A 25,373-nucleotide genomic window follows, 5' to 3' on the forward strand; every position below is an offset into this window, starting at 1 on the left:
GGATCAAAGATAATGTGAACATGCAAGAACCACGCCCATTTTAAAGTTTTCATAAGGAGGCTGAAGTCATGCCCTTTTATCCGTACAAGGCGTTTATGGACGATGCATTTCCTTTTAAAATAGATATTAAAAACAATGAGGTTCTTAGTGGCAGTATCCCTCATTCCCATGAATATTTTCAAATCTGTTATGTTATAAAAGGAACCTGTCTGCATAAAGTAAATGGCAAAACAGCTACACTAATTAAAGGTGATTTGTTTTCCATTCCGCCTAATTTCGAGCATCATATTGAGCTGATTCCCAATAAACATACGGAGATTGCTCATATTGATTTCATGCCATTCTTACTTGATCATAGTTTACAAGGACTCACGGATATGACCAGTTTTGTCGATTTCGCTTTCATCCAGCCTTTTGTTGCATTGAACGATCGTTTGCTGCCCAAGCTGAATCTGAGCCATGAGGTGCAACTAGATACGGAGCGTCTGATTGCTGAGATGTTAAAGGAGTTGCAACAACGTAAGGATGGATTTACACTCATCATTAAATTAAATTTGCAGAAACTCCTAGTTGTAGCAGGTCGAGAATATGCGGCTTATGTGGATAAAACTACTGAAAACAAGCACGTTCAAGCTAATCGTAAATATTTCGAAAAAGCATTGGATTTTATCAAATTGAACTACAACTCTGAGCTAAATTTGCAAGAGGTTGCCTCCAAAGCGGCTATGTCGCCAACGTATTTCAGCACCATGTTTAAGATATTAAATGGTCGCTCCTTTGTCGAATATGTGAATGACATTCGCTTAGAAGAGGCGATGAAACTGCTCAAACAAACGAATGAGCGCATCGAAGACATCTCCTACCTAACTGGGTTTAATCATATGTCCCACTTTCATCGCACATTTAAGAAAGCTACGAACCTTACCCCCGCGGAGTATCGCAAGTTGAGCCATGTGGAGTGAGCTGTGCGGCTGCTGTAAGCGTGTTTTTCATCACTAATACCTTCCTCTGCGGGCTACGTGCGAGCCATGGAGTGCTTTAGTGATGTTTTTCATCACTAATACCTTCCTCTGCGGGCTTCGCACGGGCTGAGGCGTGTTTTAGTGATGTTTTTCATCACTAAAGCCTTCCTCGGCGGGATTCGCGCGAGCCGAGACGTGCTTTAGTGATGTTTTTCATCACTAAAGCCTTCCTCGGCGGGCTTCGCGCGAGCCATGGAGTGTTTTAGTGATGTTTTTCATCACTAAAGCCTTCCTCGGCGGCTTCGCGCGGGCTGAGAGGTGCTTTAGTGATGTTTTTCATCACTAAAGCCTTCCTCCGCGGGCTTCGCACGGGCTGAGGCGTGTTTTAGTGATGTTTTTCATCACTAAAGCCTTCCTCTGCGGGCTTCGCGCGGGCTGGGGCGTGTTTTAGTGATGTTTTTCATCACTAAAGCCTTCCTCTGCGGGCTCCGTGCGAGCCATGGAGTGCTTTAGTGATGTTTTTCATCACTAAANTTTAGTGATGTTTTTCATCACTAAAGCCTTCCTCTGCGGGCTCCGTGCGAGCCATGGAGTGCTTTAGTGATGTTTTTCATCACTAAAGCCTTCCTCTGCGGGCTCCGTGCGAGCCATGGAGTGCTTTAGTGATGTTTTTCATCACTAAAGCCTTCCTCTGCGGGCTTCGCACGGGCTGAGAGGTGCTTTAGTGATGTTTTTCATCACTAAAGCCTTCCTCGGCGGGCTTCGCACGGGCTGAGAGGTGCTTTAGTGATGTTTTTCATCACTAAAGCCTTCCTCGGCGGGCTTCGCGCGGGCTGGGGCGTGTTTTAGTGATGTTTTTCATCACTAAAGCCTTCCTCTGCGGGCTCCGTGCGAGCCATGGAGTGCTTTAGTGATGTTTTTCATCACTAATACCTTCCTCGGCGGGCTTCGCGCGGGCCGAGACGTGCTTTAGTGATGTTTTTCATCACTAAAGCTTTCCTCCGCCGACTTCGCGCGAGCCAAGGGTATGCTCTCCTCGCTGTGCAAAGCATTCAAGCGAGGTACCAAAAAAGGAGCTAAGCGCAACACACCGCTTAGCTCCTTTTCCCTTATCCTAGAATATCCGCTGGTTCCAACCCACCAGCTTAGCAAGCGCTTCGACGTAGTAGTAGTCGCCATAAATGAGCGATACGTTCACATTCGAACCAGCAGGTTTATTGCCTGTTCCTTCGAGTAGAATTGCTTGGTGTTCGGGCTTATCCCACGTTCCGTAATTCACAGTAAGTGACAGCAGCATCTGTTCTGCTGCACGGAGATACATCGCACCTTCGTTTGACGGCAGGAAGGCTGCAAGGTCAATCAACCCCGAAGCTGCACAGGAAGCGGCCGATGTGTCTCTTGGCTCGTTATCCAACGACGCATCTGCACGGAAATCCCAGTGTGCCACATGATCTTCTGGCAGACACGCTAAGAAATAATTCGCCACGCGCTGCGCTGCTTTTAAGTACTGAGTGTCTCCTGTGAATCGATACACATTGACCAAACCGTGCAATGCCCAAGCTGCGCCTCGGCTCCATGCCGATTGTGGGCCGGCGCCTTGGCCGCCAAGCGACTCAATCAGCTCGCCTGTCTTCGGATTGAAGCTCAAAATATGGTTCACAGAGCCATCTTCCCTGATGAACTTCTGAACAACCGTATCGGCATGTGCTCTACCAATATGTTCGAATCGTGGATCCCCTGTCGTCTCCGCTGCCCAAAATAAAATGGACAGATTCATCGTGGAATCAACGATTGACCAACCTATCTTTTCTTGGTTCCACGCGCGAAGGAAGTTACCTGCGATGTTGAATCGCCCTGCCAAGAAATTGGCTGCTTGTAAGCCACGACGCAATCCATCTTTATCACCTGTCAGCTTATGTTTAATGACCGCTGTCGGCAAATACTGAAAGCCAACGTCATGATGGAAATTATTATCCCGAATACTAGCCTGCTCGAATTTGCCATCCCATTCCCAAGCCGCTTCCTTGTAACGCTCTTGACCAGTCATTTCATGCATAATCCATAGGATGCCCGGCCAGAAACCTGACGTCCACCAATCGATTCGCATATCATCGTAAACGCCGTCCTCTTTGGCAACGTGCGGTGATTTCTCCCCGATTTGCTCGATCATCCGATCAACCTTCACTTGCAGCTCTTTCCATACATCGGGCAGAATATCCCCAAGCTTCTGTGCGTTCTGCCAGGTTACTGCATCCTTACTTACACTCATCTTATAATCCTCCTCTAAGTGGGTTTACTTCTTACTTCACAACTTCTATGATTGCTGTTACTGTTGACATCCCTTCGCATGCTGCACTGACAACAGATGTATATTTCCGCTGTGCAGCTCGATCAACATGTGATAAGGAAGCCAATGATGAAGCCGGGCCACCTGCACTCACAAAATCCGCAACTGTCATCCCAGCAGGTAATCCACCTGTAGGGTCTACATAAATTCCTGCACGACCACTAGCAAGCTGAACTTGTCTCGAACCGCGAATGGTACCCAGATTATCGAGCAGCTTTCCATCTCCAGCTAATCCAAACCGCACGAAATGAGCAGCATCCGGGCAAAAGATGCCTTCAGCATCAAACGCTCGAACTTCCAAGTAAACTCGTCCATCCTCTAACGTTTCCGTCGTTACTTGGATCTCTGTCGGCTCACCCCACGCGTCCGATTGATACGTAAATTGCAGCTCGTCGCTTACAATTCCACCGCTATAGCTAGCTTCCGCACGCAATTGATACTCACCTGCAGTCAGCTCCGTCTCCCATCGAAGACCAGCACATGGGAAATCTTGCGAATCCCGCTGTTTCACGCCTAAGCTCTCTCCATTAAGAAAAAGCTCAACTTGTTCGGCGTTCGAGTACACTTTGATCAACTTCCACTCGCCTTCCATCCCCCAGCGAATCGGCATCGTATGACCATAAATACGAACCATCGGCTCCTCTGACCAATAGGATTGGAACACATAGAAGGCTTCTTTCGGTGTCAGATCTCGTTCGACGATCCCCTTCATGTTCAAATACGGAATCGGAGAATCAGGACGCACCGGTGTTGCGAAATCCTTGAAAGACCACTGCGCGGCCCCTGTCAGCCAGTCCATCTTCTCTTGCGATTTCAAGTACCAATCGATCATTTCGCAGAAATACGTTTCTGACCAATCACCATCTCGTGATACACGCGGCTCACCGCCCGTTAATAAGTAATCCCCATCTCGCTCATCCGTGACACCATCTGTATTCTTCATAAACGCAAAGCCCGTGAACGTTTTCTCCACATGCCGAGTTGGCAAATTGTCCGCTCCCCACTCCATATGGAAGAACGAGTCTATATTCTCAAACGCCGTCTTGCAGCTTGATTCATAGTCGGTATATACGCCACGATACCAGCCTGCCCATATGGAAGGCGAATACACATCGATAATATCCTTGCAAAATTCACAGCGGCGAATCGCCGTTAATCGTCCAGGATCCAGCTCATGCGAGAGATCATGCAGCTTTTTCATGAAGGTGCGAATCTCTTGCTGATCAAAATGATCGAAATCGCACTCCCAATCGTTCTCATTGCCCAAACCCCACAAAATAACGGATGGATGATTATAATGTTGTTCAATCATCGCCGTAAGCATATCGATGCATTGTTGACGATACGCCGGACCACCTAGACCGCCGCGACACCAAGGAATTTCCTCCCAGACGAGAATGCCCAGTTCATCACATAGATCCAGCACGATGCGAGACTGCTGATAATGACCGAGGCGGATGAAATTTGCGCCCATTTTCTTAATGAGCTGCATTTCTTCGCGAATCATGTCTTCCGTCATCGCTGCTCCGACTGCTGTATGATCCTCATGCCGATGCGTACCGCGCAGCAAGAGACGTTCTCCATTAAGCTTAAATGGACCTTGCTTCACAAATTCAAACGTTCGGAAACCGAACCTTTCTTGACTTGTCGTTTCACCATCCTCGCAGACGAGTGAAACATAGCAATCGAATAAATAAGGGTCTGTGACGGACCAGAGATGTGGATTCTCCACCTCGAACGCCGCAATTTCCTTCTCATCCTGCCAGGGTAGTAAGGAAATCTCCTTTTGGCCGACAATTGTTCCGTCTTGCTGCTTCAGCACAATCGTAAGTTTAATCTCCTCCGCAAGCTGTTCCGGATTGTACAATTTAGCTCGTACTTTGACTTTCCCAATTCCAGCTGCTTGTGTTTGCGCTGAAACATCTGCCACTTGTGTTTCCACATGTACCTGAGCCAGAGAGATCTGTGGCACATAGACAAGATTTAAATACCGATATACACCGCCATACAGATTAAAATCACTCGCATCCGAAGGAATCGTCTCCAGTTCTCGGCTGTTATCACAACCAATCGCGACCGGCACACGCCCCGCATATCGCTCGATCTCCTTTGAACGCGCCATCGCCTCCGTAATATCCACCGTGAACTCGTCGTATCCGCCTAGGTGGGAACTCACCTTCTCGGTATAGACATAAACATCCGTACGTTGTCCTGCCCCTTCGAAATGCAGCAGTGTTCTTCCCTTCGGATAAGGGTTATGTACCTCTAATTTGTTCCGATACCAACCTTGTCCCTGATAATACTTATGATCGGGATCCATCACATCAGTTCCGTTATACGTGTGCGGAAGCGTGACGGATTCCCATGGGACATTATAATGATTCTGCAGCTTATCTGAACGCCACACCTCCCAAACACCGCCTAAGGAACCGCGATAGTGCTCCCATTGTTCAGTTAACCGTTGTTTCAACATGTTACGTGTCTCCTCCTAGTTGCACATTCACTTGACTTCATCGTATCAAAAAAAAGAACATAAAAGTGTATGCCTCTTATGATAAAATGTTGTTAGAATACGATGAGGTGATCTCCTATGAAGCTGATGAATTACATGAACTTAAACGTGCACCCGGTGCAATTGTCGTTTTTCAAAGATCGAACACACGCTTTCGAAGAAGTATTTCATGCTCATCAGGGTATGGAGCTGCTTATCGTACATGAAGGCACTGGAATCGTCGTAATAGAACAACAAATTGTCGAGCTGACACCGGGCTCTATTTTCTGCTTTAGACCTTTTCAACTACATCGCATTCGGATTCACAATCTACCTCAAGATAGATATATCCGCTCGCTATTCGTCCTGGAACCCGCTGTCCTAGAAGCAGCGCTCTCTGCCTTTCCAACACTACGTGAGTTCCTCAATAAGCTATGGAAGGATCCGCTTATGCCGCAGGCATTTCGGAGTGAAAGTCTTGTGGAGCTTGAAGTCTTATTGCACAGCTATATACCTCGACTGGATGCTGCCAAGGAACGAGGACCCGAGCGACTGCTGGAAGAGCAGACTCTCTTCCTCACGGCTTTCTTGCATCAGCTCCGTACGGATTCCGAGAAGCGATCGGATTCATTGCCTCAACGTTCAGGTAGAAGCTCAACCACAGCAGAGAGAATGCTCGCTTGGATTGAAGCGCATTACATGGAGCCCTTCAGGCTAGATGAACTCGCCGCATTTGTTCACCTGACACCCAATCATGTATCTGCTACCTTTCACCAGTCCATTGGCAGCACCATAACTGAATACTTGACCGCACGCCGGATCCGACAAGCCTGCTGGTTACTGCGAACAACAGACATGTCCGTACAAGATATTGGTGAGGGGGTTGGATTGGCTAACTTCTCTTACTTCTGCCAACTATTTAAGAAGCATGTGGGATACACACCCTATAAATTCAAAGGAATGAGTGCTTATACCAATTTTATAGAGTGACACGCACGGGACAGGACTATTAAGACACTTTAATTATATCCAGACTTTACCATGATACCCGACACTTGGCATGGGATAATGACAACATAAGAATCTAAGCCTTGATGGAGGTTGTGACATGCCCAATTGGATTATTCGAAAATTACAGCAGCCCGACGATTTTATAGAGGTTGCACAGCTTCTTAATTTGATCTGGTCGGAACCAACAACAGCAGAACAGCTAAACGAAGACGAGGACAAAATTCCTCCAGGCCAGCTGCACTACAATGAAGAAGGACAGTTGATGGGATGGGATCGTCCCAAATGGGTTGCAGAAGACGAGCATGGACAAGTTGTCGCCTACGCAATTGCATGGCGAGCCCCCTGGACAGAGCCTGGGGCATTAATCTATTCCTTAGTAGTTGATCCGAAAATTCGAGGTAACGGCATAGGAAATGATTTGTATGATACGGTTTATCAATGGGCAGTTCAGGTTAAAGCCTCGCGGCTCATTGGCTATATGAAGGAGAGTGACGAACGATCCTTAGCTTTTGCTGAACGACGCAACCACGTGAAAGAGCGCCATTCCTTCGAATCTGTTCTAGATTTGGCAACGTTTGATGGCGGTAAACTCGAGGAATCCATCCAAATTGCCGAACGAGCAGGCATTCAGTTCATTACCTTGGCAGATGAACCTGGGGAAGTCAGTGAGAGGAAGCTGCATGAGCTATACAAGATCACACATCCAGATATTCCGGGCTACTCAGGCGACTTTCCCTGGTTCGAAGAGTGGAAAAAGTGGAGTATCTCGCAAAAAGGTGTACGCCCCGAATGGATTCATATCGCCAAAGATGGTGAACGCTATATTGGTGTCGTAACGCTGCAGCAAAACGAGCAAACACGTGCCATGTATCATGAATACACCGGTGTGCTTCCGGAATATAGAGGTCGGCGGATTGCACTTGCCTTAAAGATGATCGGTGTGCAAACCGCTCGTAATTATGGTGTACCTTATTTGAAAACACATAATGATTCCATGAACGCTCCTATGCTGCGCATTAACCGCGATTTAATCGGCTTCCGCGCAGAACCTGGAAGTTATAAAATGGTATGCGATCTTCGTTGAACATTAATCAAGATAATGAGAAAACACAATAATTTTCATCTAATTTCCAATTCAAATTCCGTAACAAAAAACTTCATTTGCTCAATAGTAGTCATTACATATTATTGCAGGTGAAGCACACCGCTCCCTCCCTACTCGGGGAAGGCGCGGTGTTTTTTGTCTTAACTGAGGGGGGGGGGAATGATCTTGGGCATATATGAAACATGGTTGGAAAAACAGAGGAAGAATCTTACTAGTGAGGCTCTCCGTCGATTAAATGAAGGACATGCTCACAATGAGAAGTTACTTGTACATGATCTTTGGCTGCCTTCCGTCGGCAACTTAGATTTTTTACATGCGGAGTACGAAATTATAAATTATCGGGATGGTGTCTTCTATTTGGATTTCGCCTATATCAGACCATCTTATATGATGAATTGGGAAGTCGATGATTTCAGCTCGCATACCACACAAGTGACCCGTCGAAGCTTTGAGTATGAGCGCGAAAGACAAAACCAATTGATGCTAGACGGATGCAAATTTATCGTTTCCCTCTTGACGCCATCAAAGAGAAGCCGCGACGCTGCCAGCAACTTATCCAGCAAGTGTTAGGAAAATTATATGGTGGTGGAGTAACTACGGATCTGAAATTTTCATTAAAGCAGCGCGAAATCCTTCGTTTCGCCATGCAGAAACAGAGGCCTTATTTGCTCCAAAGTCTTGTATTCCCGCATAAATACTCCAATTTAGCATTACACCATCACTTCATTTTCAGCAAGAATAGCAAAAAGCCCAATATAAGATGATGTCATCACCTTATATTGAGCGAGCCGCCAGTACGCTCTTACTAAACATTCATTTCCTTTATTCAGGCTCCACACGATCAGGGAGTTGGGTTACATAGCTATCGGATAATTGCAGAAGCTTTAACGAATGATTGAATTCTTCTTCGGTTGCCGATTGATGTTCGTTGGCATTACCGGCAAGCGTATAATAATTGCCATCCTCGAAACCTTTACCTGACATGAAAAGCTCCTCATTATTTACAAATGACCCTGTTGGCAAGTAATAGCGTTGTGGCAATAAGTTATATGCCGTTTGGTTAAGTAAATCTTGACCAAAGTGTATATAGTCTGTCAACGGCACACCAAGAAGGTTGGCAACTGTTGGTAGAATATCAACTTGACCACCTAATTGACTTTGAACTTGCGGTGTGGTGACGCCTTCCGCAGCAATAATAAAAGGAATATTTATGAGTTCTTTTTCGCTATATTCATGACCTAGTATTTCAGTCATCAATTGTTTATCATCCGCTTTTAATGAAAATAAGGGAAGTCCGCGGTGATCACCATAGAGAACTACAACACTATTCTCCCAAATTCCTCGCATTTTCAAATCCTCGATAAACAAACCTAGTGCGTAGTCCGCATAATTCTCTGCGCGAATGTAGTCACCTACGAAGGTACCTTCGTACCGCTCAGGCAAGGTCATTTTATATTTTTCTTCCGGAATGCTGAACGGATTATGAGAGCTCATGGAAATTACATGCGCGTAAAAAGGTGTTCCTTGCGCTTGATACGATGCTAATTCTTCCGCTGTTTTCTGGTATAATACTTCATCGGACGAGCCATAAAAGAAGGCATCCTCATCTTTGAAAAATTGTTTATCATAGTATCGATCATAACCAATCGCTTGATATAAATCATCCCGATTCCAAAACCCAACTTCATTCGTATGGAAATTCATCGTGGTGTAGCCTTGCTTCTGCAGAAGCTTCGGAAGGCTAGGTAAATCCTTCTTACCATAGACTTGAGTCGCCGCGCCATCCGGCGGTACATAGTACGACGTGTTTACGATAAACTCGGCATCCGACGTATTCCCTTGACCAATTTGTTGATAAAATTTAGGGAAATAATAGCTGGATCCAGCCAACCGATTCAGGTTGGGGGTAATTTCAGTCCCATCAATGTTCAAGCCGATGAGGAAGTTCTGGAAGGACTCCAACTGAATGATAATCAGATTCTTGCCACTCGCTGCTCCGTGTAACGCGGGTTCAACGACCGCTACTTTATTCTTTAAATCGTCTATGGCGGACTGTGTAATCTGATCCGGGCTAATGATTTCTTCTTTCTTTTGAGAAAGCAGGTTATACATTTCATAATTTAAGATACCCATTTTGGACGCCTTCACATTTTCATTGAAGGAACTGCGGTTAGGAATCACGCTTAGTGCACAAAGTAATAAGGAGAAACAAGCAACACTAGCCACGATTTTCATGCTTAGCGGCTTCCATTCTCTCGATTTTGGCTTGATAAATGCAAAGAAAGCAACTATCACGATATCTAAGAAGAAAAGTAAATACTGGGGCTCAATCACAGAGAATATGCTCTTCTTGACGGCACCGACTTGCTTGGCTTGGGTTAACACGTGATACGTCGCAATAACGCCAAAATGCTTATAATAAATAACAAGTGCAAAAAACAAAATAGTCATAATCAGGTCAACCGCGAGATACCAAGCGAGTTTATGCTTTTTCACCACATATTCAACCACGCAATACGTTATTAAGATCGCGGGTATTTCTGTCAGCAGAATCCTTGCGGATGGGCCTGTTTCAAATAAAATCATCCATGCTACATAAATTTTTATCACAATAAATAAAGGAAATAAGAATAATCTATGTCTGAGCCGTTCCAACATACAGAGAGCTCCTTTCATTTACACACTTTGTTACAGAATCGATTGGAAGGAATGCCGAATCACATCTCCCCTGCTAATAATGCCTACCAACACGCCTTTCCTCAGAACGGGTAGTTTTTTTATTCGTTTTTTCCCCAAAATGGCTGCGATTTGCTCAATATCCTCTTCTGCATCTACAGCAATCACTTTCTTCTGTGCTATTTTCATCACATTCAAAGGAAGCAAGTTACGCACTCGATCTTGAAACTCGTCATTATCGCCCTTGATCACAGCCGTGTAGAGATAAGAGCCAAATATATAGTCGTCATGCTTGCCGATAAATCGCATAATATCCCCATCACTGATGTAGGCCACAACTTCATTCCGATCATTAACTACAGGAAGTCCGCTAATTCGGTGAATGAGGAACTTCTCAATAACCGAGCGAACCGTATCCTCTTCTTTTACTTTATAAACCTGACGAACCATAATTTCCTTAGCCTTCAAATTGTGCCCTCTCCCGTCTACTGTTGCCTTCTATTCAAACAAGAAGTATGATGACACTATATACTTGCATTATACAACTATGTCGGATGAAGTCAATCATTAACGAGAATCGATCATCCCTACTTTGGAAGATATTCAAATAAACCGGTGTATGTTACGATACAACCATAAATGATTGCAAACACCTAACAAAGAGGTCGACCACTATGACAAAAAATCCCGTTGAAACCATTGAAGTTGAACTTGGCATATTCATTCGCCGCTTTATCGCTGCAACGACAAATAAAAAAGTCGGAAATTTGGATCGTGCTGCTTATCTATTGCTCCATCAGATTTCGACACATGGGTCCTCCGGCGTGAAAGCACTAGCGGAAGAATTCCATCTCGATATGTCAACAATAAGCAGACAAACAGCAGCCCTGGAACAAAAAGGCTACCTCTATCGCATCCCGGATCCGCAAGATGGCCGCGCCTACTCCATGCAACTCACGGATAGCGGTACAGCGGAATTGGCTTTGAACAAACAAGCTCGCTTGGAATATTTAACGAAGCATCTTCAAGATTGGACTATAGAAGATCAACAAAGGTTCGGTGAATTGCTGAATAAGTTCAACTGTACGTTTTAATTCCTCTCTTTCCTTGAGATACTCCTTTTACGGGAAACAAACAGGTTGGTTTCCATCATTCCTAACTATTTTTTTCACAAAAAAAAACCTCCAGTTACCTAAACTGGAAGTTTTTGTTATATTATCTCATTACCGAAACATCATCAAAATAAGCCTTCGTACTCGCATACGTGCGTGCCCCGATCTTCCCGCTCGTAAAGGTAGTATCAACGACACTAAATTGGAGTACACCATCTTTGTATACTGAGATCGTGCTGCCATTTAAGACGATTTTGTACGCATAGAACGTGTCGGCGGCAATGCTCGGACTCGTATAACCTAGCACGGTTTTCACACCAGCGACCGATTTGATAAGTTCCATTTTCCTACTACTGGAGTGATCATTATTTTTTAAGTAGAGCATGTAGTAGTTATTAGCATCGGTATAGCGAACTAGTAATCCCGCGTCTTTGTTCCCATTCGTGTTGTTCGTTACGTTGACTTTTGCTTCCAAAGTGTAGTCGGTCCAAGTAGATTCCCCAGCAATGGAGTAGCTGTTCGAACCTCCAGCTTGCCCGCTGTATTGCGAGGATTGTACCGACCAGATTCCGCTCTTAGGTGTCCAACCTGTCGCTTGGCCATTATTGAAATCGCTGAGAAGCAGCTGTTGTGTTACACTTGGACCCGACTGTACAGCACTGCTTACGGCATTAGAGGTCGTATCTGTTGTATGGAAGTAATAGGAATGATTACCCACAGGCAATTTGGTTGTATATTTGTAAGCTTTGCCATCGCTGTAGGTTACATCAGCCGGATCGACAGCTACCATTTGACGAACAATACCATCCAAGATGAGCTCCATGGAGAACGGTTTCTCATTTTGGGCATCCGTGTACGTTGTATTGAACGTGAATTCAGTCGCTGTATCGCCAGAAGCATGATCTACGCTGATCGCACTTAGCGTCGGAGCTGTTCCGCTAGCTACATTCGTAGCTTTGATCTCATCCATAAACATTTCCCCATAACCTACCGCTGTTTGGTTCAACCAGATGGACATTGTCGTTTTCTTTTTATTAATAACAGGTGTTAGCGCATCTAAATTATAGGATAACTCTGTCCATGAGCTAGGAACAGTTACCCAACCGCCTGATAGATTATAGGTGCGTGTACCATCATTTAATTCGACTTTCATTTTCAAGTTGGCATAGCTTGGATTCTTAACCTTGAAATTAAGATAACGGTATCCAGATAAATCAACGAAATCATGCCAAGGCTGGAATTTGGCATTTGAATTAACGGCCGTCGGTGTTTGTGAGAATTTGCCAACCGTTAAACCATCCAGTGTTGTCTTCACGAATGCCGCTGTTCCCCCATTTTGCGTATACCAGTTTACCCATTCGCCATTACCACCCACAGAACCCCAGATGCCGCCGCCACCAAAATCATCATAGATCAATGGTGTAGATGGATCTGGCAAAGGCGCTGCCACCGTGTAATGTGTCGAGCTATAGCTTTGTCTGCCTGCCGTATCTGTCCCACGAATGTCTACGCGCTTATTTGCATAAGCGACAGAAGCACTTTCATCAACCGTAACTGCATACACAGCACCCGAAACAGTCATCGGCAAGAATGTACCTGAAGTGCCTGTTGATGAATATTCGAGATTACTCAAACCTGTAGTAGAACCGCTAAATACCGTTACATTACCTCGCACATAATCACCGATGATCGGTGATGTAACAGGGAGTGTCGTTGGTGTCCCACCGCCATTTGAGCTTGCGGATGAATTCGCACTTAATCCCATTATCGTGTACAAAAGGCCCGCTTGAATACTGATGCTGAACTCGTTATAACGCCATTGGTTCGTATCATCTTGATACAATGAACGATCTTCATACCATGGGCTGACACTCGTTTTATCCTTAGTATCTTTCATATTGGGTCCACTGACCATGGCGCCTGGGAACACCACACCAGAACCGAGTTTGGAATTGGAACCTTCATCGAATCGTGTATGTGGGTACGTGACAAAATCCGAACCGATCCCGGATACCCAGCTCATATTCCAAGGATTTTCCCCGAAAATCCAATACATCCCCTTCTCGACCGCGCGCAGCGCAGCAGGATCTTGGAATAGTTCGTAATAACGCATCATATCGCCAAGATAAGAAGCATGCGGCTCATTCACACCGAAATTCTTAAATTGGTTCAGTACGCTGTACGGCGTGTCGTCCGTTGAAGACAAGAAATAGTCAACCTGTTGTTTCAATAGCTGTTGAATATGAGTTTTCGTTGCAGTATCAGCGACTGGATAGAATTCCGCTAGAGACATCGGTCTCATATCCCAATAGTTCGTTGAAGCCAAATCGGTAAACACGAGTGTGTTGATATTGGCAGTTGCAGCATTTTTGTAGGCAACGTTATTCGTCAACAGATACAGCTCTACATCCGCTAGAAGCTTGGAATTCGGAATCCCGCCACGAGTTGAGTATGAACCCACTGGCCCGTTCGGATTCGCAACGACATAATTGTAAAAAGTAACAGCAGCCGCTTCACAATTGTTTGCGAAGGTTGTTAGTTGGGACACTTTAGCAGGTGAAATGTCCCCTTTGGCAATCGCCGTGCGGATAGCCCTTGCTGTAGCCGCAAGTGTTCCCGCAGCTTTGGCGGAACCTCCAACGCCTAAACCCGAGAGCTTGCGATCGTCCGCTGTGCCATTAATGTTGTCCGTTGATTTACTCGGATGAACGAAGCTAGCGTTATTCTTGAGATCATACATCTCACCGCCGAGTTGATTTGCAAATTTGACTAAGTACTCACTGCCCCAGATCGCCTCATCCACCAAGTCAGGGACACCGTTAGTGTCATTATCGAACTTAGAGCTGGCTGCGTCGGCATGCCGGATATAGGCTAGGGCAATTTCGCTGCCCACCCACTGGTTGCCGCCATATTTGCCATAATCACCAGCATCATACCAGCTGCCCGTCAAATCATAGTGCGTCAATCCGTCAGCCGATTGCGCATCATCTAAGTGACCAGCAGCATGGTAAATATTAGCTGAAGGTGCCACCGTGCTGTATCCTGCAGGATAAGCATCGGAAGTTGCCACACTTGCACGCAAGATGCGATAGAATGCGGTCATTTCATCCTTGTAATTCGTCCAAATGTTCGGTTGAATGGCGAAAGGGAAGGAAGAAATGCTATTGCTCACAACGGTATAATTTGTCCCGCTAGCTGTGATGGATGAGAAATCAATCGAATAGACGTGTTTATTCCAAAAGAAACCATCGTAGGTCATGTTTCCTGTGGCAACAACGGTTGCGCCATTCTTCACGATATAGGATGTGTCCGTTAGAGCAAGCTCGGCTGTCACCTTCGCGTTTTTGAAAGCACCTGCGTTATAGCCCGCTTGGCTGACCGTGACGTCGATTACTTGAGCTGTATTCGTAACGACAAGTCCATTCTGTGGGGTCGTTGATACTTGATTCGAAGTCAAATCTGTCGTTCGGAAATAATAGGAATGTGAGCCCACGGGCAGCTTTGTGATGTAGTAATAATTTTTGCCATTGGAATAGGAGGTATCTCCGTTATCCTCTTCCCTCATATCGTAGAGGGTATCATCAACGACAAGCTGCATAGCGAATGGTTTCTCGTTATCTGCATCCGTATAGGTCGCTTTGAACGTAAAGGATGTGTTCTGATTATAGCCACTTGCCGAGTTAGCCGTCATGCTGCCTGTTAATGTAGGCGCTGTACCACTGCTGTCCGTAGAAGCAAAGATATCATCAATCAGCGTCTCTCCATACGTTCCGCCTGATTGACGCAGCCAAATTTCAAACCTCGCTGTCTTTTTATTCAGGGCTGGGGTTAAGGCATTCAAGTCAAATTGACTCGTCGTCCACGTAGTTGGAATCGCTACCCAGCCTGCCGTTAGATTATAATTGGTCGTACCGTCACCGACTACAATCCGAATAAGTGAATTGGCATAACCGGGATTTTTCATTGTGACGTTCAGATACCGATAACCTGTCAAATCTACTGTCTCATTCATCGGCTGAAATTTAGCCCAAGATGAGCTCGATGTTGGTGTCTGAGTGAATAGCCCAACTTGGCGCGAATCTACAGTGGTCTTCGAATATGTGCCTGTTCCTCCAGCTTGGTTGAACCAGTTCATCCAGTTCTGCTTGTAGATGCCGCCGCCATTGAAATCGTCGTAGAGCAGTGGATTGTTTGGTCCTGGCAGCGGTGTGACAGCTGCTGAGGATGTTTGAGGTACAAGTAGCAAGGTGTTTAACGCGAGGATCACACCTAAACAAATGGACCAAAATCTCCTTATCCTTCCTTTCCTACGAGTAGTGCTTGACATTAACCATTCCTCCTATGCATTTTTATTTTGGTAATCGCTTACATTTTAATTATACGAAATCTTTGGTGAGCGAACGATGATGTAATCTCCACTTCTTGTGATCAATTCTGGGTGTTGAGCAGATTCGGCTGCTTCGGCTAACTCTACTGCTCCCGCCTCCCCATCCTTGCGACAACACAGATTAACTGGAAAAAGTACAGTTAATATCTCGCTTTAGATGTAAAATATGTTGCTAATTCACCACCATAAGCTCATTTCAGCGATATTCACAGTTTTTAACTGTAGAAATTCCATCTAATCTGCAAATGATCCGAAATACCTCAAAATTAACTGCAGGAAATCCATTTATTCATGTTGAGCGCAGTTGACACACAGCTAATTGCAAGCATCGACAGATAAGAAAAGAAAAAGAACCTCGCAATCGCGAGGCCCTTCCTTCTTTTCTTCTTTCTCCTACTAGCTACAACATTTTCCGAAGCACTAACCGTATCGTTCTTTTCTCTCCAGTCAGATTGAAGCGCAGAAAGACTAATTCATCTTTAATCACTTTCAATTCCACATCACTTGAGCAACTTTCGATTTCATAGTCGCTAAGCTCTTCGTCCCAATACGTTAGACCGAATGGCATCGGCTTCCAATTCCCGAACTCGTAGACGAGCTCGATTCGTTCACTCGTCTTCTCGTATGCCGTTATGAACAACGGTGGAATCTTCTCCTCGAATTCGTCTTGCATATTCCACTGCCCGACATAATTACGGACAAGTCGTGGTTTACATTCCCCTTTGACGAATACCATCTGACACTGATTATCGTAGAAGAAGAATGTATCCGGCCAAGGCCCAGCAGCTACTCCACCAAGCGTCATCGTGTAGTCATTCACTTCGGGACGAATTGGTTTATCTTTTGTCAACATATAAGACGGGGCAGTAATTTGATTACGCTTATGATACGTTGCCAGCGCTTTCGGCAAAGTTGTGAGTGTGACGCCACACTGTGCAACGTAAGCAAAGAATTTGTCCAACATCCCTTCGCATGCCGCAACATGTGAAGCCGGAAACACTTGAAACCTATCACTGAACTCCATCTCATGTGCCTCTTGCTGTTGAAGGAAAAACACCTGATCATTATGATCCGTATTTGCCAAATATTCATCAAAGAGCATTTGCCAATACGTGATCTCATCACCGGTACACAATCCTGCACGCAACACATCATTAGGATCCGTTGAATAAATGACAGGACTTCCTGTATGGTAGGACAAATGTAGATCCCGTGCTGTCCATTCGCATGCGACGACTTTACCTTTACCTGTGTGTGGAACCTTGTATCGGTTGCTATCCACATACCAGGATCCCCATGGGATCCCTTTATGTGTAATACCGTCCCACCACACTTGCTCCCAGCAATAGCCCCACATGCCCTGAAAGTCCAGCTCCTCGAGCACTTCAATCACTTCATTGTAAATCTTCCCTCTGCCTGCGATTTTCGTAGTGGACCAAGGAAAAGCTTCCTTCACAAGGTTCCAATCGGCTTCCAGACGCGCTTTCAATGCATCCTTCGACATCCCCATTTCTTCCATAAAGAAAGGGCATTGCAGAATGATATCATCGCCATAAGCCTCATGCCACTGCCGAATTTGCTCACCTATTACGGGTATTGAGCCTCGGTTGACGATCCATGTCACGGGTATGCCATGCGCATGGGCTAATCTTGCTGTTCGCTCCACACCTTCGACAGCAGTTCCATGTCCCCAAGGTGTATCGTAATGGGATGCATAGCTCACGAAAGTGTATATGAGGTTCTGGGGTTTCAACGGTAATCACCTCTAGCTCTTTCTATTTTTTGTTCTCTTTCCACCAAGCATCAATTTGCGTTTGCAGTTCCGTCGTAACTTTATCAAGTCCTGCTGCTTTTAGCTTCACATTACGCTCATCAATCAATTTCGAAGGATTAGGCACAGCTCCTGTGCTAATAACTTTATATTCATTGACAATTGTTGTCAGTTGAGCGATTTCGTTCTTCACTTTCGAATCATCGAACACGAAACCGATTAATGGGAAACGCTTTGCCTCATTATTGAATTTTTTCCAGTTTTCGTACAAGTCATCTGGTTGACCTTGTTTTAAATAGTTCAAGAATTGATTGCCGAGCACCCAGAACACTTGACTGTCATAGCCTGAATCTGGGATTAATTCAATACGGTTAGGACCTACCTTCTTATAGTTCTTACCTTCAACACCACTCACAAGCAGATTAATAACATAGGGATCTGTATGCAGCAAATTGAGAACCATCATCGCTCTATCCGGATTTTTGGACGTTCTAGATATCGCAAGCATAGAGCCTGTGGCCAAATCTGTTGTTACAATCGGCTCTTCAATCACATGAGATACCCAATTATATTTATTGCCATCACGAATCGTCAATTCGATATCAGATCCTGGCTTCCACACGGAACCTTGCTCCCAAATCTTACCTTGCTTCCGAATATCATCTACAAGCGTCGTACTAGTCGCTGCATCTGCATTAATATAGCCTTTCTCAAAATACTTGCGGAATGTTTCAGCATCACCCTTATTCAAATCAACAATATCTTGGTCAAGAATCGATTTTACTTTCATATCTGTTGATTTGTAATCCATAAGCCACATTGGTGTCTTTCCAGGAACAGGTCCAATTGGACGATAATTTGATTTAGATTCGTACATCATGAAGCTGGAACCAGCAGTCCCTCCAGCCAAGTACATATTGATCATTTCGGGATTATCTTTCTTAATTTTCTCAAAGTAAGGCTCTAAATCTTCTACTTTGTTAATCTTATCAATTGGGATTTGGTACTTATCGACAATATCCTTGCGGAAGGTGAATGCCTTACCTTGCGTAATCTCCTTATTTGTTGGAATCGCATACAATTTACCTTTGTAACGAGGTGCTTCTAAGTATAAAGGGTGCAGCAATTTCTTCGTATCCGGTGCATATTTATCCAGCAGCGAATCTAGTTCTAAGAAGGCTCCCTTCGTCACATTCGCAGAATAATCTAACCAGGAAGCAGTAAATACGAGATCCATTTTTTCACCCGTATTCATCATTAACTCAGTCTTTTTCTTGTAATCACTTGAAGTTATTGGCTGCAAGGTGACTGTGGTATTGATTTTGGCTTTCAGATATTCATTCAATTTCTCTTGAATAAGCGCGTCATCCTTCTGCGGCTTCGCTTGATAGACGAGAGATACATCGTAAGGCTCCAATGCTGCTTTTGGACTTGCTGGAGTTGCTGAGCTCGGAGCTGTCGCCACTGGATTTGCAGAGGTATTTACTTTGTCGCTACTTGAACATGCTGGCAGTATTGCTGTTAATCCTAGCGCTAGCGCCATTGGGGCTAGCATGACTGATTTTCTACGTTTCATTGTGGACCCTCCTGTAATGAATATTATAAGAAACGGCTGACGAATGCGAGTAGCAATTCGCAGCCGGTGTTACTGTGATCAACCTTTGACGGCACCGACAGTTAAGCCTTTGACAAAATATTTTTGGAAGAAGGGGTAAACAATTAGTATGGGTCCCATAGCTATAAAAGCTAATGCCATTTGCAGGGATTCGTTGGGCAAATTTTTCAGCAACTCTGGATTCTGAGCGGCTATTGTCAGATTATCGCGGATATACTGAACATCTTTCAGTACTCGCAACATGAGGAACTGTATGGGATACATATGTTCCTTATTAATGAAGAGCAACGCATTGAACCAATCGTTCCAATATAGAATGGTCGAGAATAACGACATCGTAGCTAACACCGGCAACGATAAAGGAAGAACAAGTTGTAAAAAGATACGCAGTTCACCCGCTCCATCTATTCGGGCAGAGTCGATCAAAGCTGGATGGATAGTAGACTGAAAGAATGTACGCATAATAATTACATTGAACGGAACGATTAAGAGCGGTAGGATCAAGGCCAAATATGAATCTTTCAGATGAAGCGTCTGCGTATAGATCATGTAACGACTTACTAATCCCCCGTTAAATAACATGGTGAAGAATAAAAAGAAAGTAAATACGTTTCGATAAGGATAATCCTTGCGTGATAAGGGATATGCATATAAAGCCATTAGAAATACACTTAATAGAGTGCCTATTACGGTAATACCAATTGAAACCTTATAAGCATTTGCCATCGTTGCAAAATCTTTAAATATAGTTTCATAAGCAACTAACGACCATTTTGAAGGGAAAAAGCTGTATCCTTCATTGATCAAAGAATCACTATGTGTGACAGATACAATAATGACAAGAATGACAGGTAATAAGCAGGCAAGCGACATTAAGATAAAAATAACATTCAGTAGCGTCTCGGCTACTGGGGAAATTCTGTTTTCCCTGCGATACGATTTGAAGACCATTCCATTCACTTCCTATCCAATCAATTAGAATAAAGCTTGATCCGAATTAATCCTGCGAACCACTCCATTCGTCACAAATACCATAATGAAACCTAGAATTGACTGTACCATAGATGCTGCCGAGGACATGCCGATATCATTCATTTGCGTCAAAACACGGTAAACATACGTATCTACGGTATCGGTGACTGGATATAAGACTCCAGAATCCAATGGCACTTGATAAAATAGTCCAAAGTCTGAATTGAACACATGTCCCATATTTAGAATTGTAATGATAATGATAATTGGCATAATGGAAGGCAAGGTGATATGCATCATTTGTTTCCACTTCGAAGCCCCATCAATAACTGCTGCTTCGTAATACTCGGGGTCAATACCAGCGATAGCTGCAATGAAGATTACAGCACCTATACCGACTCCTTTCCAAGCACTGACGAACGTAAGTATGAATGGCCAGTAATCCTTCACCATGTACCATGACACGGGTTCTTTATCAAACCATTTCAAAATCGTGGCATTCATGAAGCCTTGTGTCGGGTGCAAGAACGCATATACGAGATAACTAATAATGATCATAGATAAAAAATGGGGCATAATCAGGAAGCTTTGATAGCTTTTAATCGCTATTCGGCTTCGGAGCTCATTGAGCGCCAATGCAATAGCGACGGATAAGATCAAGTTCACAACCATAAAGGTTAAACTGTATCCCACTGTATTTCGTACAATTCGCCATAGTGATCCATTATTGAATAAAAAAGTGAAGTTTTCGAAGCCGGACCACGGACTCCCCCAAATGCCATCAATATAATTGATTTTCTTAAAGGCAATGAATAGCCCGAACATCGGTAAATAATTATTAAGCAATAGCACGAGGGCTGCAGGCACTAGCATCAATGTCAATGTTCTAAACTGCCAAAAGTTCCGCAAAAACTTAACTCCCTTTGCTTGATCTCGCGTCTGCCCTGTCTCTCGTGCAGGTGCGGCTGTCTCTCTCACTGCGTCCACTCCTTTCTCTGTTAAGTCAAGTATAGTACACGGGATTGGCCAATTCGATGATGTATCCGTATAAGAACGTGATGAATACTCAGCAAGTATATCGATAAAAAATCACCACGACAGTGTGAATAATACTGCCGTGCCGCGCCGCGCCTAAGGACACATCAAAAACAAAACATACTTGTAAACTTGAGGCTTTTGACTGCACGTGTTGCGGGCTCGTTTTGCCCAAGATCGGACGTGATTGGGTGCGATGGGAAGTTGAGAAGAATTGTGGCTCCACAGATGCATTAACTGGAAAATATACAGCTATTTACGAGAAATATCTGACTCAGCTAGCCATTCAACTACTCTCACTACTACTCGTTACCACTACTACTCTTACTCCCTCTCCAATCCCCCCAATTTCTACTCCCTTCGAGCACGTCACACAACATCACGCCTCATTAAATAGGGGGTATGCTTCACCTCATGCATGTATCAAAAAAAATAATCCGGCCTAGGGCCGGATCATTTTCAATCATTCTCACTCTTATTCACTTGGTTGAATTGGAATCACGATAGTGGCAATGAGTCCGCCCCCGTCCCGCAGACGGTAGCTTAGCCCATAGGTATCACCATAATGCAGCTGTATGCGTTGGTGAACATTGCGAATGCCATAACCTTTGTCGTCCATTTCCCCGCTGACAATCATGCGAAGCTTATCGAGATTCACTGGAATGAATCCATTGTCCTCAACCAAGACATGAATCTCATCACCTATGCGTTTCAATCCAACCCACAGATGACCTTCCCCATCCATACTCTGTATACCATGGAATATCGCGTTCTCCACAAGCGGTTGGATGATGACCTTGGGCATTTTGTAAGTTTCCAAATCCTCATCAATGTCCCAGAACACTTCGAAGTTACCAGGATAACGCTTCATTTGAAGACGAATATAAGCACGTACATGCTCCAGCTCTTCGCTAATGGGAATCATGCTCTTCCCTTTGCTCAACCCTATGCGCAGCAGCTTCGATAGATCCTTCACCATGCCGCCAACATCATGATTACCGCTTTCTAGCGCATACCAATAGATGGAATCCAACGTATTGTATAGAAGATGCGGCGTAATTTGTGAGTGGAGCGTGTTCAACTCCTGTTCCTTTTGTTTGATTTTCATCCCATAGTTTTCTTCAATCGATTCATTCAACCTTCCCGTCATCCGAATAAACGCCGTGTACAGAACGCCGAACTCATCCGATTGTGAACGTGTTGACGGGTCTCCAAAGTCGAAGGGTTTCCCAAGCTCATACACACGGGTAAATGTGACTAACCGAGCCAATGGTTTAATGATATTGCGAAGCAAATACAAAACGAACAGCAAAACCAAAACCAAATAGATAGCTAGCATCACCATGATTAACTGCTGGAAACTCGTTTGTTTCCCCATAATGGAATTCAACGGAATCTTATAAATTAATCGCGTATTGAAACCAAACTCGTAGGAAACGGCGTAGAGATGTTTGTGATTATTCGATTCCGAATAATGATAGCCATTCGCTTTATTGCGAAGAGCTTCTGGCAATTCGGATAGCTCCATGTCTGCCGAACCAGCCTGTAATAGCAATTCATCACGGTCATCGAATAAAAAGACCCCTGCATGATCAGGCAGTTGTACCGAAACGAGATTTTTGGTTAATAACACTTCCAGTTTGGAGACAGCTAGAAAGCCTATTAATTCATCATATTTTTCTGGATTCAAAATACTTCGTGTAAACGTTACCGTGGGCTGACCTGAACTCGTCTTAGACACTCGTAGACTCCCAGCCCCTTTCTCTTCTTGAGTCTGTAAAGCCCATTCCGGGTAAGAACTGCTGCTATCCAAATAAATAAGCCCTTGCTTTTTATAAAGTGCATTAATAGGAAAAGGTTGATTCCCTTTATTCCCCATATAGATCGCATATTCAGTGCCATCCGATGACCAGCGATCCAGAATGGTATCCGCTTCGCTCAAGGCATTAATCGTCTCAATATGTGTCCAGAAGGCATATTGCCTGGGGTTGCTAAAAAAATGATTGTCCAGAAAAGTTACCGTCTTATCTCTGACCGAAGACAACGTATTCTCCATCGTGGCGTGATTCTGCTTTACCAGTTGAAGCATCGTCTTTCCAACCTCATCCTTAATTGTAGCGGAGGTTCGTGAGAAGGATATCCATCCGACGATCAGAAACGGCCCAATGATGAACAAACAGAATGCCACAATCACTTTATATTGGAGCTTCAGATTAATTCCCCCTGATCTCTTTGCGGTAATCGGCCGGAGAGATGCCAATGAAACGTTTGAACATTCGGCTGAAATGCTCCGGAGACTGATACCCCACTTGATACGAAATTTCATACCGCTTCAAATCGGTTACAGCTAGCAAGCGCTTCGCTTCCTCGATCCTCACCTCGGAGACGAAGTCCCAGACGTTTTTGTTGGTTTCCCTTTTGAACAAATAACTTACATAAGCCGCACTGAAATGAACTTCACCCGCAATATCCTGAATCTTCAGCTCATGATTGCCATAATGGTTATAGATGTAAGTCGTTATACGGGATACTACCGTCTGATCTCTCTCACTAATACAGGCGCGAATTACATCGGAGAGCCCTTGGACATATTCGTGTAGAGTGGCCACTTTCCGGCTAATCTCCATCCCTCTGAAATACACATCCGGATCATATTGGCGGAAGGAACTGCTTGATTCTTGTCCATTATCAAAGAGCAAACCATACAAGCGGTACACCAATAATCCGAAGCAGCTATGGAACAATCCTTCTGAATGCGTCAAGTTAGCCAGTATTTTCACAGCAGATTGAAGCTCTTGGAATAGCTTAGCCTCATCCACTGTTTTCAAATGAAGCACGATCTCTTCAACCTTGTCTGCCCACTCCATCATTCTCATATTGCCTAAAGCCGACATATCTTCATAATAAAGCACGTTATTATCAGGGTGCAGCTTGCGCCATTCAATGGCCGCATCCGCCTCTTCCATCAGCTTCGGCAGCATCGACAAGTCTGGACTAAGTGTACTCATTCCCACAGTAACGTCCACATTCAAATACTGCTTCAGATTAATAATGATCGTTTGACCGATTAGATTCAGTTGTGAATTCATAGGCAGCCTTGTATCCACGTTATCGGAAGCTTCCAATTGGATTACGCAAACCAGCTGATTGCCAAATCCATAAAAAGCTACGCCGCACCAATCGGACAAACTTTCTTCTAATATATTCACCGAAGCATATTTCAACAGCTTTCGGTCCATCAATGTAATATCTTGGTTACTGAATCCACCCTTACTCAGGTTCAAATGAACAGCGGCGATGCCATACCAATAACCCTGCTCCTTGAGCGAACTGCCAATTTCACGTAGCAGATCTTCATAATCCTTCTCCTGCAGATCGGTTTCCGTTACCAATTCGATAAGGGCTTCGTGCCTCTTTTTGAGCAGTAGCACATCTTTACTACTATCCGGTTCTGGACGTTGCAGCGTCAGTCTTCCCATTTCCTGCTTCTCTTGGAGAGCCTTGCCGACAACTCGCATCAGTTCATCCAGCTCTACCGGCTTAATTAAATAATCCTTAGCACCTAACCTGAGTGCTCTCTTGGCAAAGTCAAATTTCTCATGGGCTGAAATAACAATTACGGGGAGATGCGGCTGCTCCAAAAGAATTGCTTCCATCAGTTCGATGCCGTTCATCATCCCCATCTGTATGTCCGTCAAGACGAGATCGTAGGTGTCCATGCGTAAGCAATCCAACGCCTCAAAGCCATTCAGTGCCGTTTCCACATGTCCAATGCCTAGCTCCGATCTCATCAAATAGCTTTTAATTCCTGCACTCACTGTTGGCTCATCATCCACAACCAGAATTTTATACATCGCCGTTTCCCCCCTGTCAGACAACCTACTGCCAA

Annotated in this window: 16 protein-coding genes; 5 read left to right on the plus strand and 11 right to left on the minus strand. The window is 44.6% G+C overall.

Annotated elements, in window-relative coordinates:
* Positions 1–68: 68 nt before the first annotated feature.
* Positions 69–962, plus strand: coding sequence for an AraC family transcriptional regulator (locus ASG89_RS06025; RefSeq protein WP_057309653.1), 894 nt, complete (start codon positions 69–71; stop codon positions 960–962).
* A gap of 1,114 nt (positions 963–2,076) precedes the next feature.
* Here the strand turns inward: ASG89_RS06025 and ASG89_RS06030 are convergent.
* Positions 2,077–3,231 carry a glycoside hydrolase family 88 protein gene (locus ASG89_RS06030; protein ID WP_057309654.1) on the minus strand — a complete coding sequence of 385 codons (1,155 nt, stop codon included), beginning with the start codon at positions 3,229–3,231 and terminating at the stop codon, positions 2,077–2,079.
* 31 nt (positions 3,232–3,262) lie between these two features.
* Positions 3,263–5,782, minus strand: coding sequence for a glycoside hydrolase family 2 TIM barrel-domain containing protein (locus ASG89_RS06035; RefSeq protein WP_057309656.1), 2,520 nt, complete (start codon positions 5,780–5,782; stop codon positions 3,263–3,265).
* Positions 5,783–5,899: 117 nt separating this feature from the next.
* Here ASG89_RS06035 and ASG89_RS06040 point away from each other — a divergent pair, with 117 nt between their 5' ends.
* From ASG89_RS06040 to ASG89_RS06050, 3 genes are all read left to right on the plus strand, one after another.
* A complete protein-coding gene (locus ASG89_RS06040) occupies positions 5,900–6,790 on the plus strand; it encodes an AraC family transcriptional regulator (RefSeq protein WP_057309658.1) in 891 nt (296 codons plus the stop codon).
* Between the two features lie 118 nt (positions 6,791–6,908).
* Complete coding sequence (locus tag ASG89_RS06045; protein ID WP_057309659.1) at positions 6,909–7,895, plus strand: GNAT family N-acetyltransferase; 987 nt, start codon at positions 6,909–6,911, stop codon at positions 7,893–7,895.
* Between the two features lie 180 nt (positions 7,896–8,075).
* Positions 8,076–8,486, plus strand: coding sequence for a hypothetical protein (locus ASG89_RS06050; RefSeq protein WP_057309660.1), 411 nt, complete (start codon positions 8,076–8,078; stop codon positions 8,484–8,486).
* Between the two features lie 252 nt (positions 8,487–8,738).
* Here ASG89_RS06050 and ASG89_RS06055 read toward each other — a convergent pair whose 3' ends face one another.
* Positions 8,739–10,574, minus strand: coding sequence for an LTA synthase family protein (locus ASG89_RS06055; RefSeq protein ID WP_057309661.1), 1,836 nt, complete (start codon positions 10,572–10,574; stop codon positions 8,739–8,741).
* Positions 10,575–10,604: 30 nt separating this feature from the next.
* Entirely contained in the window at positions 10,605–11,060 is a 456-nt protein-coding gene (locus ASG89_RS06060) for a CBS domain-containing protein (protein WP_057309663.1), read from the minus strand.
* A gap of 206 nt (positions 11,061–11,266) precedes the next feature.
* Between ASG89_RS06060 and ASG89_RS06065 the strand changes: the two genes are divergently transcribed.
* Positions 11,267–11,686, plus strand: coding sequence for a MarR family winged helix-turn-helix transcriptional regulator (locus ASG89_RS06065; protein WP_057309665.1), 420 nt, complete (start codon positions 11,267–11,269; stop codon positions 11,684–11,686).
* A 121-nt stretch (positions 11,687–11,807) separates the two neighbouring features.
* On the opposite strand, the gene ASG89_RS06070 is transcribed toward ASG89_RS06065, so the two are convergent.
* The 7 genes from ASG89_RS06070 to ASG89_RS06100 form a co-directional block, all read right to left on the minus strand.
* The gene (locus tag ASG89_RS06070; RefSeq protein WP_082592776.1) at positions 11,808–16,031 is read right to left on the minus strand and encodes a glycoside hydrolase family 9 protein; all 4,224 of its coding nucleotides are present in this window, start codon (positions 16,029–16,031) and stop codon (positions 11,808–11,810) included.
* Between the two features lie 460 nt (positions 16,032–16,491).
* Positions 16,492–17,814 carry a hypothetical protein gene (locus ASG89_RS06075; RefSeq protein ID WP_235549635.1) on the minus strand — a complete coding sequence of 441 codons (1,323 nt, stop codon included), beginning with the start codon at positions 17,812–17,814 and terminating at the stop codon, positions 16,492–16,494.
* A gap of 52 nt (positions 17,815–17,866) precedes the next feature.
* Entirely contained in the window at positions 17,867–19,438 is a 1,572-nt protein-coding gene (locus ASG89_RS06080) for an ABC transporter substrate-binding protein (protein WP_057309669.1), read from the minus strand.
* A 78-nt stretch (positions 19,439–19,516) separates the two neighbouring features.
* The gene (locus tag ASG89_RS06085) at positions 19,517–20,428 is read right to left on the minus strand and encodes a carbohydrate ABC transporter permease (protein WP_057309670.1); all 912 of its coding nucleotides are present in this window, start codon (positions 20,426–20,428) and stop codon (positions 19,517–19,519) included.
* A gap of 24 nt (positions 20,429–20,452) precedes the next feature.
* Entirely contained in the window at positions 20,453–21,427 is a 975-nt protein-coding gene (locus ASG89_RS06090; protein WP_235549636.1) for an ABC transporter permease, read from the minus strand.
* A 532-nt stretch (positions 21,428–21,959) separates the two neighbouring features.
* Positions 21,960–23,744: a sensor histidine kinase gene (locus ASG89_RS06095; protein ID WP_235549637.1), complete on the minus strand. Its 1,785-nt coding sequence runs from the start codon at positions 23,742–23,744 to the stop codon at positions 21,960–21,962.
* Positions 23,698–25,338, minus strand: a complete 1,641-nt coding sequence (locus tag ASG89_RS06100; RefSeq protein ID WP_057309673.1) for a response regulator — start codon at positions 25,336–25,338, stop codon at positions 23,698–23,700. The genes ASG89_RS06095 and ASG89_RS06100 overlap by 47 nt, the downstream gene beginning before the upstream one ends.
* Positions 25,339–25,373: the final 35 nt, after the last annotated feature.

This window comes from Paenibacillus sp. Soil766 (assembly GCF_001428105.1).
Taxonomy (GTDB): domain Bacteria; phylum Bacillota; class Bacilli; order Paenibacillales; family NBRC-103111; genus Paenibacillus_E.